Annotated in this window: 13 protein-coding genes; 3 read left to right on the forward strand and 10 right to left on the reverse strand. The window is 65.2% G+C overall.

The genetic code is table 11. The features are described 5' to 3' along the window. The first annotated feature begins 32 nt into the window (after nt 1-32). Nucleotides 33-1,046 (forward strand): RNA 3'-terminal phosphate cyclase, encoded by a 1,014-nt coding sequence (gene rtcA / locus BJI69_RS07365; protein WP_046968110.1) that lies wholly within the window; start codon nt 33-35, stop codon nt 1,044-1,046. 13 nt (nt 1,047-1,059) lie between these two features. Here rtcA and BJI69_RS07370 read toward each other — a convergent pair whose 3' ends face one another. Next, nucleotides 1,060-1,500 (reverse strand): winged helix-turn-helix transcriptional regulator, encoded by a 441-nt coding sequence (locus tag BJI69_RS07370; protein WP_046968109.1) that lies wholly within the window; start codon nt 1,498-1,500, stop codon nt 1,060-1,062. 79 nt (nt 1,501-1,579) lie between these two features. On the opposite strand from BJI69_RS07370, the gene BJI69_RS07375 reads away from it, so the two are divergent. Both BJI69_RS07375 and BJI69_RS07380 read left to right on the forward strand, forming a co-directional pair. Next, the gene (locus tag BJI69_RS07375; protein WP_046968108.1) at nt 1,580-2,374 is read left to right on the forward strand and encodes an SDR family NAD(P)-dependent oxidoreductase; all 795 of its coding nucleotides are present in this window, start codon (nt 1,580-1,582) and stop codon (nt 2,372-2,374) included. Between the two features lie 152 nt (nt 2,375-2,526). Beyond that, nucleotides 2,527-5,076: a DNA translocase FtsK gene (locus BJI69_RS07380; protein ID WP_052767233.1), complete on the forward strand. Its 2,550-nt coding sequence runs from the start codon at nt 2,527-2,529 to the stop codon at nt 5,074-5,076. A 162-nt stretch (nt 5,077-5,238) separates the two neighbouring features. On the opposite strand, the gene rbsB is transcribed toward BJI69_RS07380, so the two are convergent. The 9 genes from rbsB to hslV all read right to left on the reverse strand — a co-directional run bounded on the left by rbsB (nt 5,239) and on the right by hslV (nt 13,097). Then, nucleotides 5,239-6,174: a ribose ABC transporter substrate-binding protein RbsB gene (rbsB, locus tag BJI69_RS07385; protein ID WP_046968107.1), complete on the reverse strand. Its 936-nt coding sequence runs from the start codon at nt 6,172-6,174 to the stop codon at nt 5,239-5,241. 24 nt (nt 6,175-6,198) lie between these two features. Next, nucleotides 6,199-7,143 (reverse strand): ABC transporter permease, encoded by a 945-nt coding sequence (locus BJI69_RS07390; protein ID WP_046968106.1) that lies wholly within the window; start codon nt 7,141-7,143, stop codon nt 6,199-6,201. 1 nt (nt 7,144) lies between these two features. Further along, nucleotides 7,145-8,626 carry a sugar ABC transporter ATP-binding protein gene (locus BJI69_RS07395; RefSeq protein WP_046968105.1) on the reverse strand — a complete coding sequence of 494 codons (1,482 nt, stop codon included), beginning with the start codon at nt 8,624-8,626 and terminating at the stop codon, nt 7,145-7,147. Next, nucleotides 8,626-9,024 (reverse strand): D-ribose pyranase, encoded by a 399-nt coding sequence (gene rbsD, locus BJI69_RS07400; RefSeq protein WP_046968104.1) that lies wholly within the window; start codon nt 9,022-9,024, stop codon nt 8,626-8,628. The genes BJI69_RS07395 and rbsD overlap by 1 nt, the downstream gene beginning before the upstream one ends. Continuing rightward, nucleotides 9,021-9,917 carry a ribokinase gene (rbsK, locus tag BJI69_RS07405; RefSeq protein ID WP_046968137.1) on the reverse strand — a complete coding sequence of 299 codons (897 nt, stop codon included), beginning with the start codon at nt 9,915-9,917 and terminating at the stop codon, nt 9,021-9,023. Before rbsK ends, rbsD begins: the two co-directional genes overlap by 4 nt. A gap of 115 nt (nt 9,918-10,032) precedes the next feature. Further along, a complete protein-coding gene (locus BJI69_RS07410) occupies nt 10,033-10,386 on the reverse strand; it encodes a gamma-butyrobetaine hydroxylase family protein (RefSeq protein WP_046968103.1) in 354 nt (117 codons plus the stop codon). A gap of 176 nt (nt 10,387-10,562) precedes the next feature. Beyond that, nucleotides 10,563-11,183 (reverse strand): hypothetical protein, encoded by a 621-nt coding sequence (locus BJI69_RS07415; protein WP_046968102.1) that lies wholly within the window; start codon nt 11,181-11,183, stop codon nt 10,563-10,565. 38 nt (nt 11,184-11,221) lie between these two features. Continuing rightward, entirely contained in the window at nt 11,222-12,559 is a 1,338-nt protein-coding gene (gene hslU, locus BJI69_RS07420; protein ID WP_046968101.1) for an ATP-dependent protease ATPase subunit HslU, read from the reverse strand. Between the two features lie 4 nt (nt 12,560-12,563). Next, entirely contained in the window at nt 12,564-13,097 is a 534-nt protein-coding gene (gene hslV / locus BJI69_RS07425) for an ATP-dependent protease subunit HslV (protein ID WP_046968100.1), read from the reverse strand. Between the last annotated feature and the right edge of the window lie 186 nt (nt 13,098-13,283).

The following is a 13,283-nucleotide window of genomic DNA, read 5'->3' on the forward strand; positions in this document are numbered from 1 at the left end:
CCCGTCGGACGGGGCCAGGACTGGAGAAGGAAATGATTGAATTGGATGGCCAGGCGGGTGGCGGACAGCTGCTCCGCACGGCGTTGGCACTCAGCCTGTGTACGGGCGAGGCCTTCGCCATGACCGGCATTCGTGCGCGGCGCGAGCGTCCTGGTCTGTTGCGGCAACACCTGACGGCCGTGGATGCGGCGCGCGCGGTGGGCAAGGCCACGGTCGAAGGCGCTAGCACCGGATCCACCGAGCTGCGCTTCACGCCAGAGGGTATTCATGCGGGCGAACACCGCTGGACCATCGGTACCGCAGGCTCAACCACCTTGGTCCTGCAGACGGTACTGCCCGCGTTGTGGATGCACGGCGTTGCAGCTCACCTGACCATCGAAGGCGGCACGCACAATCCGCAGGCGCCCACCGCTGACTTCATCGACGAGGCTTTCTTGCCGTTGATGGAGCGCATGGGGATCGATGGCGACTTCAGCATGGGAGGGCACGGCTTCTATCCGGCGGGCGGTGGCCGCATCACGTTCGACCTGCGTCCGAGCGCGAAGCCCAGCGCCCTTCACCTTCCTCACCGAGGCGAGGTTGTCGAGCGGCATGCGCGGGCGATCCTTTCGGCGATACCGTTAGGGATTGGCCAACGCGAGCTGGAGGTGGCGCGCCGCCGTCTTGGCCTCGGTGAGGCCGAAGTGTCCGTGCGTCAGGTGAAGTCGCCTATCGGTCCCGGCAATGCGCTGAGCATTCGCTTTCGCGCGGAGCACAGTACCGCTGTCTTCACCGGGTTCGGCATCAAGCGCGTGACCGCCGAGCACGTGGCGGAAGGCGTCAGCAAGGCGGCTTCGGCATGGCTGGCTGCCGACGTTGCCGTCGACGAGCATCTCGCCGATCAGCTGCTCTTGCCCATGGCGCTTGCCGGGGAAGGAAGCTTCAGCACCACGCTTCCGTCCGCTCACGCGCGCAGCAACGCGGCGTTGATCGAAAAATTCCTGCCGGTCGAGTTCAGCTTCGACGACGAGGGCGGTGGCCGTTGGTCCATCGCCGTCTCGCGGTAACGGATCGCAACCGTCAGTCCGGCATCACCAGATGCATCGGCGTCGCGCCCAGCGGCTTGCCGGTGCACTCGTCGACTACGACCGCCCTGATCGGCTCACCGGTCTCGTCGCTGGCGAGATGGCTCATGGCCGGGCCGCCGCCGTTGTAGGTGCGGCCCCACTCGCCGATCGCCGCCATGATCGGGATGAAGTCCCGCCCGGCCTGCGTCAGCACGTATTCGTCGCGCGGCGGGCGCTCGCTGTAGCGGCGCTTTTCCAAGACGCCCGCCTCGGTCAGGGCTTTCAATCGACGGGACAGGATGTTCGGCGCGATGCCGAGACTGGTCCTGAACTGGTCGAACTGGCTCATGCCACGACTGGCATCCCGAAGGATGAGCACGCTCCAGGTATCGCCGACAAAGGCGAGGCCGCGGGAGATCGCACAGGTGCCTGAAGAAAGTTTGTCGATGTCCATTGCATTATGATATCCAAGTCACTATCGTATGGCAACGTAGTTACTATCACTTTGCTACCCACCCCATCGGAGAGACACCATGAGCACTGAAACCAAAGGCACGGCCATCGTCACAGGCGCCTCGTCCGGCATCGGTCAGGTCTATGCGGAGCGCCTTGCCGCCCGCGGCTACGACCTCATCCTGGTCGCCCGCCGCCTGGATCGCCTGGAAGCCCTGGTGAAGTCGATCGGCGAAAAGACCGGCCGCAAGGTCGAGGCCCTCAAGGCCGACCTGACCCAGAAGGCGGACGTCGCCCTCGTCGAGAAGCGCCTCAAGGAAGACGCCTCGATCACCCTGCTGGTGAACAACGCCGGTATTTCCCTCGAAGGCAGCATCCTCGACAACGACACCGCCGCGATCGAGCAGCTCATCGCCATCAACATCACGGCCCCGACGGTGCTCTCCGCCGCCGCTGCCAAGGTCTTCAAGGCGCGCGACAAGGGCGGCATCATCAACATCGCCTCTGTCCTGGCCTTTGCGCCGGACCTCTTCGACGGCATCTACAGCGGCTCGAAGGCCCACGTGGTCAACATCACGCTCGGCCTGGCGGCCCAGCTGAAGGGCACCAACGTGCACGCCCAGGCCGTGTTGCCGGGCGCCACCCGTTCGGAGATCTGGGAGAAGTCGGGCAAGGACGTCGATGCCCTGCTTCCGGGCATGGTCATGGAAACCGCCGACCTGGTCGACGCGGGCCTCCTCGGCTTCGACCGTGGCGAAGTGGTGACCATCCCGCCGCTGCACGACGAAGGTCAGTATCTGGCCTACGAGGCGGCTCGCCATGCGATGGCCCCGAACCTGTCGCGTAAGGAAGTGGCGCCGCGTTACCGCGCGTAATCACACAGCGTCGAAAGACGGCCGGCGCAGACTCCACCGCGCCGGCCGGTCACGCTTGCGAGCGTGAACAGCGGCTTATCCCACCTTTACACATCGACCCGCACGAATGCGCGCTAAACTACGGGGCTCGCTCGATTCTCTTGCGGTTCGGCATGCCCTCACTCGTTTTTGGCGCCTTCGGGCTGTCCACGCTCTGGCTACTCCCCCTGCTCTGGCGCATCGGCGCCGCGCTGGTCCGTCGGCGTCGTCCGCCCACGGTCGGTCCCGGAGCGATTCGCTTCTGGTCGGGCTTCGTTCTGGTGTTGCTCGCGAGCACGACGCTCGAAGGCATCGTGATCTCCCATTACACCGACGATCCTTCGGTCGGCGGTGTGGTGTGTCGCTGGCTCGGCAGTGCGTTCGGTGAATTTCCCGGCGCCGCGCTGACTTCGCTGCTCGCCATCGTGGCGATGGTCGTCGCCCTTCCCTGGTACCTCGGCGTGTCGTGGTCGTCCTTCATCGTGCGCTTGAACGCTCTTCTCGAGCCGATGGGTGCACTGGCGATCGAAGGTACGCGTCGCCTCCTGACCCGCACGGCCTCGCGCGCCACCGGCCGTCGCCCTGCTTCCGCCGTCCGCCGTGCCGATCGTGTGCCCGCCGCGCGTCGTCGTGCAAAAGCGGCGCCGGCCAAGCCGGCAGCTGTTGCCAAGGCGGTTCCCGCCGCCCTTCGACGCGACACGACGCGCGCCGAGCCGGTGTCGAATGATCCCGTACGACCGTCCATCGCGACGCCGGTCATGCCGCGCCATCGCGTCAAGCCGGACACGGTGATCAGAGAGCCGTGGCTTGCGCCGCGTGCCCTGGCAGCCGCATCGCCGGAGCCCTCGCCCGCCACCGTAGTCGACTCGTATCGCACGGACGAGCGCCCCGTTGCCGCAACCTCCGGTCCTGCACGCGCGGAAGAACATTCCTATACGGCGCTTCGCCGCGCTGAAGAAGAACGCCGCTCCGAAGAACAACGTTCGGTGTACGAACCGTCGACGCTCCCGGTCGAGCAGGTGAGGACGGTCGAGGTCGATTCGCCGGTTGAGGTGGCCCCGCCGCTGCCCGTGCTCTCACCGGTCGCACCCGTCTCGCGCTTCGCGGTGGCGGCGAACGATGAACCCCACGCCGAACCGGTCCGCACCTTCGCACTCACGCCCGTGAGACCGTTGCGCAGCGGCAGTAGCGTCAGCGCCGTCGGTATCCCGCCGCTCGATCTCCTCGCTCCCGCCTCACCCAGCTCGAACGCCGCGCTCGCCATCTCCGAACAGGACCTCCGCGATACCGGTGAGCTGATCGAACAGCGCCTGCGCGAGTTCAAGGTGCCGGTGCAGGTCGTCGGGGCGTCGGCAGGCCCGGTGATCACACGTTACGAAGTGGAGCCCGCCGTGGGCGTCCGCGGCAACCAGATCGTCGCGCTGATGAAAGATCTCGCACGTGGCCTCGGACGGACCACGATCCGCGTCGTCGAGACGATTCCCGGCAAGACGTGCATGGGCCTGGAGTTGCCGAACGAACAACGCCAGATGATCGCGTTGTCCGAAATCCTCGACTCCGCCGAATATCGCGAGTCCGATTCGCTGCTGACCCTGGCGATGGGCAAAGGCATCACCGGCGAGCCCGTGGTGGCCGACCTGGCCAAGGCGCCGCACATGCTGGTTGCCGGCACGACGGGCTCGGGTAAATCGGTCGCGGTGAACGCGATGATCCTGTCGATGCTCTACAAGGCCACGCCTGAAGACGTCCGCATGATCATGATCGATCCGAAGATGCTGGAGCTCTCGGTTTACGAGGGCATTCCGCACCTGCTGGCGCCCGTGGTCACGGACATGAAGCTCGCCGCCAACGCGCTGAACTGGTGCGTCGCCGAGATGGAAAACCGCTACCGCGTGATGTCGGATCTGCGCGTGCGCAACCTCGCCGGTTTCAACCAGAAGGTGCGCGAGGCGCGCGCCGCGGGCAAGCCGCTGTTCAATCCGTTCCCGGCGCATCCCGAAGTACCGGAGCATCTGGATACCTTGCCGATGATCGTGGTGATCATCGACGAGCTGGCCGACCTGATGATGGTCGCCGGCAAGAAGATCGAAGAACTGATCGCACGGCTGGCGCAGAAGGCGCGTGCAGCGGGTATCCACCTGATCCTCGCGACACAGCGCCCCTCGGTCGACGTGATCACCGGACTGATCAAGGCGAACATCCCTACCCGCGTCGCCTTCCAGGTGTCATCGAAGATCGACTCGCGCACCATTCTCGACCAGATGGGCGCCGAGAGCCTGCTCGGCCAGGGTGACATGCTGTTCCTGCCACCAGGTACGGGCTATCCGCAGCGCATCCACGGCGCCTTTGTCGCCGACGAGGAAGTGCATCGCATCGTGGCGTGGCTGAAGCAGTTCGGCGAGCCCGACTACAAGGACGAGATCCTTGCCGGTCCGCCGAGCGACGCGGTCGATGGCGAACCTGGCGAAGACGGCATCGACGCCGAACTGGATCCGTTGTACGACGAAGCGGCGGCCTTTGTACTGCGTTCGCGTCGTGCGTCGATCTCGTTCGTGCAGCGCCAGTTCCGCATCGGTTACAACCGCGCGGCGCGTCTGGTCGAGGCGATGGAAGCGGCAGGGTTGGTGTCGTCGATGGGTATCAACGGGCAGCGCGAAGTCATCGCGCCGGGTCCTTCGGACTAAGCCGCCGCTGGCTTTTTGTGGGAGCCGCTTCAGCGGCGATGCTCTTCCCTGCCAGGAGCATCGCCGCTGAAGCGGCTCCCACAATAAAGCTCCCCATCCGAACATCGCGCATAAAAAAGGCCGGGCCACCGTGAGGGGGCCCGGCCTTTTCACACGAGACGCTTACTGCTTGGTCAGCAGCTTCAGCGGCACGGCGATCGACTTGTCGACCGGCTGCTTGTCGATGAGCTTCTTCGCCGTCTCGACGCCGAGCTTGCCGATTTCTTCCGGCTGCTGGGCGACCGTGGCCGCCATGGCGCCGCTCTGTACGGCGGTCTTGCCGTCCGGCGTGCCGTCGAAGCCGACGACGAGGATCTTCTTGTTCTTGCCAGCCAGGGCCTGCACCGCACCGAGGGCCATTTCGTCGTTCTGCGCGAAGATCGCCTGGACGTCGTTGTTGCCCTGGAGCAGGTTCTCGCTCACCGAGAGGCCTTGCGCACGGTCGAAGTTCGCCGGCTGCTGCGCGACGACCTTCATGCCGGTCGTGGCGATCTGATCGTCGAAGCCCTTGCCGCGCTCACGCGCGGCCGAGGTGCCGGCGACGCCCTGCAGCTCGATGATGTTGCCCTTGCCGTTGAGTTCCTTGGCCAGGAAGTCGGCCGCCATCTTGCCGCCGGCGATGTTGTCCGACGCGATGTGCGATGCGACTTCGGCGCCGTCGACGCCGCGGTCGAGCGTGATTACCGGGATGTTCGCGCGCTGCGCGGACTGTACGGCACCGGCCAGGGCCGAAGAGTCGGTCGGGTTGAGCAGGATGACCGAGACGCGCTTCTGGATCAGATCTTCGACGCTGGAGATCTGGCGAGCCGGATCGTCCTGCGCATCGACGACGACCAGCTGGACGCCGGCGTCCTTGGCGGCCTTCTGGGCGCCATCCTTCAGCTCGACGAAGAACGGGTTGTTCTGCGTCGACAGCGCGAGGCCGATCACCGGCGTGCCCGAAGCGGCGGCGCCGCCAGCGGTGGAGGCGGCGGCCGGCGCGGATTCGCCCGGACCCTGCTGCGAGCAGGCTGCGAGCAGCGTTGCCGCTGCCGCGGCCAGGAATGTGACTTTACGCATGGTGTATTTCCCTCGTTTTTGTTTTTACTGCCGCCTGTCGAGCAGGACAGCGATCAGGATGACAATGCCCTTCACCACCTGCTGGTAGAAAGAGCTTACGCCGAGCAAGTTGAGACCGTTGTTCAGGAAGCCGATCAGCAATGCGCCGATCAGGGTGCCGAAGAGCCAACCGCGGCCGCCGGCCAGGCTGGTGCCACCGAGCACCACCGCGGCGATGGCGTCCAGCTCGTAGCCTGCACCGGCGGTCGCCTGGGCCGAATACAGCCGCGAGGTAAGCACGACGCCCGCGAATGCGGAGAGAAGGCCGGAAAGACCGTAGATGCCGAGCTTCATCGGCGAGATGCGGACACCGGAGAGACGCGCCGCTTCCTCGTTACCGCCGATCGCCACCACGTGACGGCCGAACACCGTGCCGCGCAGAAGGAAACCACAGAGGATGAAGGCAACGGCCATCCAGATGACGGGCAACGGAATCAGGTTGGCGATGTAGCCGCCGCCGAGCATGGCGAAGCCGGGATTGGTCACCGGGATCGGGCTGCCCTGCGTATAAGACAGGGTGAGGCCGCGAAGCAGCGTGACCGTGCCGAGGGTCGCGATGAACGGAGCCACCTTGCCCCAGGACACCAGCGCGCCGTTGACCATGCCGAGCACGAGGCCCAGGCCGAGACCGGCGCCGACCGAAAGCACCATGCCGTGACCGGCGGCCATCAGGCCGGCGGTGATCGCACCGGTGAAGGCGAGGATCGCGCCGACGGAAAGGTCGATGCCGCCGGAGAGAATCACGAAGGTCATGCCGAAGGCGATCAGTGCATTGATCGACACCTGGCGCAACACGGTGAGCAGGTTGCCCGTGGTCAGGAAGTCCGGACTCAGCACCGACAGCACGATGAAGAGGAGCAGCAGTCCGATCACCGAGCCGAGGCGCTGGAACAGCGCCTTGGCCTGGCTCCAGTTGAGTTGAAGCGTCATGTCAGTGGCCTCCGGTCGCGGCAGTCATCACGGTTTCCTGGGTGGCACCGTGGGCTTCGAGCAGGGCCGTTGCATGCCCCTCGTGCATGACCAGGATGCGATCGCTCATGGCGAGCACCTCCGGCAGTTCCGAGGAAATCATGAGAATGGCCACGCCCTGCTCCGCGAGTTGATTGATGATGTGATAGATCTCGGCCTTGCCGCCGACATCGACACCGCGCGTGGGCTCGTCGAGGATGAGCACGCGCGGCTTGAGTGCCAGCCACTTGGCCAGCACGACCTTCTGTTGGTTTCCGCCCGACAGGGCGCTCACGTTGAGCTCCATGTCGCGCGTGCGGATCTTCAACGCTTCGATCAGACCCTTCGTCTGCGTCTTCTCACCGCCGCGATCGACCAGGCCGATGTGGGCGGGCACGCGTGGCAGGCTGATGTTCTCGCGCAGGCTGAGGTCGAGCACGAGACCCTGAGCCTTGCGGTCTTCGGTAAGGAAACCGAAACCGGCATGGATCGCCTGGTTGGGATTGGTCGCCGTGACCACTTCGCCGTCGAGCAGCACGCGGCCCTCGGAGGGCTTGTCGAGGCCGAAAAGCAGGCGTGCCAGTTCGGTTCGCCCTGCGCCGAGCAGACCGGCCACGCCAAGCACCTCGCCGGAACGCAGGTCGAAGCTCACGTCCTTCACCATGCCGCCGCTGATGTGTTCCACCTGCAGGCGAACCTTGCCCGGGGTCGACGTGCGGGTCGGGAAGCGCGCTTCGAGCGTGCGGCCGACCATCATCTTCACGACTTCGTCGAAGGCCAGGCCCGGCACGGGACGGGTGCCGACGAACTTGCCGTCGCGCAGGATCGAGATGCGATCGCACAGCGCGAAGATCTCTTCCATGCGATGCGACACGTACACGATGCCCGTGCCCTTCTCGCGAAGCGCGCGGATCAGTTTGAACAGCGTGGTCGTTTCGTGTTCGGTGAGCGCGGCGGTCGGCTCATCCATGATCAGCACGCGTGCGTTCTGGCCGAGCGCACGGGCGATCTCGACCATCTGCTGCGTGCCGACGGACAGGCGCTCGACGCGGGTGTCCGGATCGAGCCGCTCCATGCCGACCTGGGCCAGCCACTCCATCGCCTTCTTCGTCATCGCCTTGCGATCGAGCAGGCCGAAGCGCTGGATCTCGCGACCGAGGAACAGGTTGTCCGCGATGCTGAGGGCCGGGATCAGGTTGAGTTCCTGATGGATGATCGCGATGCCGTACTTCTCGGCGTCGGCCGGCGTGGTGATCGAGACAGGCTTGCCGTCCACCTGGATCGTGCCGGAGTCCGGCGCGTAGATCCCCGTGAGGGTCTTCATCAGGGTGGACTTGCCGGCGCCGTTCTCACCCATGAGCGCATGCACTTCACCGGCGACCAGCTCGAAGTCGACGCCTTCGAGTACCTTCACCGGGCCGAAGGCCTTGTGGATGTCGTGCATGTTGACGAGCTGCGCGGCCATCAGAAGGTCACGCCGGCATGCAGGATCACGTTGGCATAGGGCGAGGTCTCGCCGGTGCGTACGACGGCGACGGCGCGTGCGCTGAGCTGCTTGAGGTCTTCATGCGAAACCTCGTTCACGGCCAGGCCGTCGTTGCCCAGTCGGGCGGCAAGCTGCACCAGCGCCGGGTTGCGCGCATGGATTTCGCTGGCGACGGTCACGCTTTCGACGGCGAGTTCGGCATAGACCGCCTCGAATACCGTGGAAAAATCCGGCGTACCGGGCAGCACCGCCAGATCGATGCAGGGAACCCCGTGAGGCACCGGCAGACCGACATCGCCGATGACCAGGGTGTCGGTATGACCCATCGCCGCGATCACGCGGTTGAGCTCCGCGTGAAGCAGACCACTGCGCTTCATTGATGTGTCTCCAGGAACGCCGTGACCTCGTCGGCACGCGGCATGCCGCCCTGGGCACCCAGGCGAGAGACGGCGATCGCCGCAGTCGCGCAAGCCTTGCGCACTGCCACGTCGAGGCCCTCGGCGAGGTACACCGCGAGCGCGGCGTTGAAAGTGTCACCGGCGCCGGTGCTGTCCACCGCGTCGACTTTGAAACCGCTCTGGTGCCGCGGCTCGTCGTCCTTGTCGCGGAACCAGGCGCCGTCCTCACCACGGGTCAGGACGACCGGGCAGGGAGCGCGACGCATGAGTTCGCGGAAATCGGTTTCGCCATGCGCACCGAGCACGGTGGCGAGTTCGTGCTGGTTCGGCGTGAGGAAGCGCACGCGCGACAGCCACTCGACCGGCAGCAACTGCGCGGGGGCGGGATTGAGAATGACGGGAACGCCTTCGTCCTGCGCGATGCGCAGCGTGGCGTCGACCGCGTCGAGGGGAATTTCCAGCTGGACCAGCACCGCATCGGCACCACGAATGATGTCGCGGGCGGCCTCGACCTGGGCGGGCGTGACGCGACCGTTAGCGGCGGGCACCACGACGATGCTGTTCTCGCCACCGGCGACCGTGATCGATGCCGTGCCGCTGCCGATCCCGTCAACCCGCGTCACGTGGGTCACGTCGACGCCTTCGGTCACGAGGCCATCGTAAAGCTGTTTGCCGAAAGCGTCGTCGCCGACGCAACCGACCATCGACACCGAGGCACCGAGACGCGCGGCGGCGACCGCCTGGTTCGCGCCCTTGCCGCCGGGGATGGTGAGGAAACGGTCGCCGGTCAGCGTTTCGCCAGGGCCGGCAAAGCGCGGCGCGAGCGTGACCAGGTCCATATTGATGCTTCCGACGACGACGATTCGCGTCATGCCTTGTAGCTCCGCGGTGATGACTTCGGAACGTCCGTTGTTCGCCGGTGTGATGGGGTTGGCGCGCAAATATACGCCCTGGCCACGCAGGATGCTTTGATGCGCGTGCTTTCCATTACCGGGACAGGCCCTTGGCCTCGAGTTCGGCAAGATAGGCAGGCCAGGAGGTGTCGTAGGCACGGCCGAGGTCGTACAGCGTGTCCCAGCCGAAGATGCCACTGGCGTGGCCGTCGTCGAAGCGGATCAGGACGCCATAGTGGCCGGTGGGTTCGAGCGCCGTAATGCCCACGTTGCGCTTGCCGGCAACCAGCACCTTCTGGCCGGGGCCATGGCCCTGGACTTCAGCACTGGGGGAGTTCACCCGGAGATACTCACAGGGAAGCCGGAATCGTTCGTCGTTGTCGAAACTGACCTCGAGGATGCGCGAGGCCGAATGCAGGACGATATCGAGGGGGCGCGGGCGGGACATGGGCCGGTGGCCTTGAATCAGAAAACCGTAGGAGCCGATTCATCGGCGATGCTCTTGCTCGGTAGGAGCCGATTTATCGGCGATCCCTGCGGAGATGGGCGCCCGCATTCTACCGCGAGCACCCTTCGCCGATAAATCGGCTCCTACCGAGCAGAGTGAGTCGTGCGAGTCTTCGCTTAGTGTGCGCTGCCGAAGCCGCCACCGGTGTCGCCCTGCTCGAGCGGCGGCGGGTCGCCGGCCACGGCGAGGAGCGACGTGGCGTAGGCATCTTCCATGCTGATGGTGGAGATCTCGTCCCACGAGAAGAACGACGGCTCACGCAGCCATTCCGCGTCCGGGGTGATCTCCTGCATGTTGAAGCCTTCTTCCTCCACGCTGACGAGGCGGCCGATGTAACAGACCTCCGCTTCGTCTTCGCTGTCGACATGCACGCCAATGACAGGCGCGTGCGCAGCGGCCGCCTGGACCACCTGCTGGATGTCGTCGAGCGGGAAGTCGGCCGGCGGCGTCGGGCGGATGCCCTTCAGCGCGAGCGCCTTCTCGAGGAAGGTACTGTGCTTGTCGGGTGCTTCGAATTCGGAAATGTCGCGATGCCGCATGATGTACATGCCGTCATAGCTGACACCGTCGCCGATGACCCACAGCAGGAAAAATTCGCGGCCGACTCCGCCCACGTAGCCGCAGAAGCTGCCGTGTTCGAGTTCGTCGCGCCACAGACGTACCAGCTGCTGGCTGTCTTGCGCTTCACGCAAGCTCGCACGCTGGCCGTTGGTTTTGAGTTGAATAACCTTGCCCATATACGTCAATAGTTTACCAGAGGGGGGGCCCTCATTGTTCAGAGGATGTAACGGCTCAAATCCTCGTCCTTGACGAGCGAAGACAGTGTTTTGTCGACATATTCGGCGTCAATGGCATGCTTTTCGCCGGATTTGTCAGCTGCTTCGAAGGAAATGCGTTCCAGCAGGCGCTCCATGACCGTGTGCAGGCGTCGCGCACCGATGTTCTCGGTACGCTCGTTGACCTGGAAAGCCACCTCGGCCAGTCGGTCGATCCCGGACTCGGTGAACTCCAGCGTGACGCCTTCCGTGTTGAGCAGCGCAACATATTGCTTGGTCAGCGCGTTGTGCGGCTCGCGCAGGATGCGCTTGAAGTCATCGACCGACAGCGCGCTGAGTTCGACGCGGATCGGCAGGCGACCCTGCAACTCGGGGATCAGGTCCGACGGCTTGGCCAGCGAAAACGCGCCCGACGCGATGAACAGGATGTGGTCGGTCTTGATCGCCCCGTACTTGGTCGACACGGTCGAACCTTCCACCAACGGCAACAGGTCGCGCTGCACGCCTTCACGGCTCACGCCCGCGCCGCCCCACTCCGAGCGCTGGGCGACCTTGTCGATCTCGTCGATGAAGACAATGCCGTTCTGCTCGGCGATGTCCACCGCACGGGTGCGCAGGTCGTCGTCGTTGAGCAGCTTGCCGGCCTCTTCCTCGATGAGCAGTGGGCGAGCCTGGCGGATCGTCATCTTGCGCTTCTGCGATTTCGAGCCGCCGAGGTTCTGGAACATCTTGCCCAGCTGCTGGCTCATTTCTTCCATGCCGGGCGGGGTCATGATTTCGACGCCGACGTTGGTGGCGAAATCCAGCTCGATCTCGCGATCGTCCAGATCGCCCTCGCGCAGCTGCTTGCGCAGCTTCTGCCGGGTGTCGCTGTCGATGGTTGGCGTCTGGGTGCCCGTGTCGTCCCAGCCGGTGGCCTGGCGGCGCGGAAGCAGCGCATCGAGCAGGCGATCCTCGGCGGCATCTTCGGCCTGGCTGCGCACGCGACCCTTGGCCTGGTCGCGGACCAGCTTGTACGAGACATCGGCAAGATCGCGGATGATCGACTCCACATCCTTGCCGACATAGCCCACTTCGGTGAACTTGGTGGCTTCGACCTTCACGAAGGGCGCATTGGCCAGGGTGGCAAGACGGCGGGCGATCTCCGTCTTGCCGACGCCGGTCGGGCCAATCATCAGGATGTTTTTCGGGGTGACTTCCTCGCGCATGCCCGGTTCCAGCTGCATGCGGCGCCAGCGGTTACGCAGCGCGATGGCCACGGCGCGCTTGGCGTCCTGCTGGCCGATGATGTAACGGTCGAGTTCGTTGACGATCTCGCGGGGCGTGAGTTCGGACATCGGCTCAGAGCTCCTCGATGGAAGTGTTGTGGTTGGTGTAGATGCAGATATCGCCTGCGATCTTGAGCGCTTTCTCTACGATCGTGCGTGCATCTAACTCGGTATTCCCCATCAGCGCGAGCGCGGCGGACTGCGCATACGGGCCCCCCGAGCCGATGGCGATGAGGCCGTGATCGGGTTCGAGCACGTCGCCGTTGCCCGAAATCAGCAGGGAGGCCTCCTTGTCGGCCACGGCCAGCATGGCCTCGAGGCGGCCCAGGCGGCGGTCGGTGCGCCATTCTTTGGCCATTTCCACGGCGGCACGCGTGAGGTTCCCGCCGTGCTTGACCAGCTTCTCTTCGAACAGCTCGAACAGGGTGAACGCGTCCGCGGTAGCGCCCGCAAACCCGGCCAGGACGTCGCCCTTGCCGAGGCGGCGCACCTTGCGCGCGTTGGCCTTCATGACGGTGTTGCCGAGGGTGACCTGGCCGTCGCTGCCGATGACGACCTTGCCGTCGCGGCGGACGCAGACGATGGTCGTGGCGTGCATCGGTTCCATAGCGCGTTCCTTTGGGGAGTCGGCTAGAGGTGGGGGCCGGGCAGCGGCGTAGCAAGTCTTGGGGGGAGGAGCTGTGTGTGGGAGCCGCTTCAGCGGCGAGCTCTTGCTTTGGTGGGGACTGGGGCCAGCAACCTGGGAGGAGCGCGGCTGCGCCGCGGGTCTATTTGTTATTCGCCGATGAATCGG

It is taken from the genome of Luteibacter rhizovicinus DSM 16549 (assembly GCF_001887595.1).
In the GTDB taxonomy this organism is placed as follows: Bacteria; Pseudomonadota; Gammaproteobacteria; order Xanthomonadales; family Rhodanobacteraceae; genus Luteibacter; species Luteibacter rhizovicinus.

Bases quoted from the DNA above. Each gene is read 5' to 3' on its own strand.
- BJI69_RS07390 (WP_046968106.1), bottom strand. From the start codon at position 7,143: ATGACGCTTCAACTCAACTGGAGCCAGGCCAAGGCGCTGTTCCAGCGC.
- rtcA (WP_046968110.1), top strand. From the start codon at position 33: ATGATTGAATTGGATGGCCAGGCGGGTGGCGGACAGCTGCTCCGCACG.
- BJI69_RS07415 (WP_046968102.1), bottom strand. From the start codon at position 11,183: ATGGGCAAGGTTATTCAACTCAAAACCAACGGCCAGCGTGCGAGCTTG.
- BJI69_RS07380 (WP_052767233.1), top strand. From the start codon at position 2,527: ATGCCCTCACTCGTTTTTGGCGCCTTCGGGCTGTCCACGCTCTGGCTA.
- BJI69_RS07410 (WP_046968103.1), bottom strand. From the start codon at position 10,386: ATGTCCCGCCCGCGCCCCCTCGATATCGTCCTGCATTCGGCCTCGCGC.
- BJI69_RS07370 (WP_046968109.1), bottom strand. From the start codon at position 1,500: ATGGACATCGACAAACTTTCTTCAGGCACCTGTGCGATCTCCCGCGGC.
- rbsB (WP_046968107.1), bottom strand. From the start codon at position 6,174: ATGCGTAAAGTCACATTCCTGGCCGCGGCAGCGGCAACGCTGCTCGCA.
- rbsD (WP_046968104.1), bottom strand. From the start codon at position 9,024: ATGAAGCGCAGTGGTCTGCTTCACGCGGAGCTCAACCGCGTGATCGCG.
- rbsK (WP_046968137.1), bottom strand. From the start codon at position 9,917: ATGACGCGAATCGTCGTCGTCGGAAGCATCAATATGGACCTGGTCACG.
- BJI69_RS07375 (WP_046968108.1), top strand. From the start codon at position 1,580: ATGAGCACTGAAACCAAAGGCACGGCCATCGTCACAGGCGCCTCGTCC.
- BJI69_RS07395 (WP_046968105.1), bottom strand. From the start codon at position 8,626: ATGGCCGCGCAGCTCGTCAACATGCACGACATCCACAAGGCCTTCGGC.
- hslV (WP_046968100.1), bottom strand. From the start codon at position 13,097: ATGGAACCGATGCACGCCACGACCATCGTCTGCGTCCGCCGCGACGGC.
- hslU (WP_046968101.1), bottom strand. From the start codon at position 12,559: ATGTCCGAACTCACGCCCCGCGAGATCGTCAACGAACTCGACCGTTAC.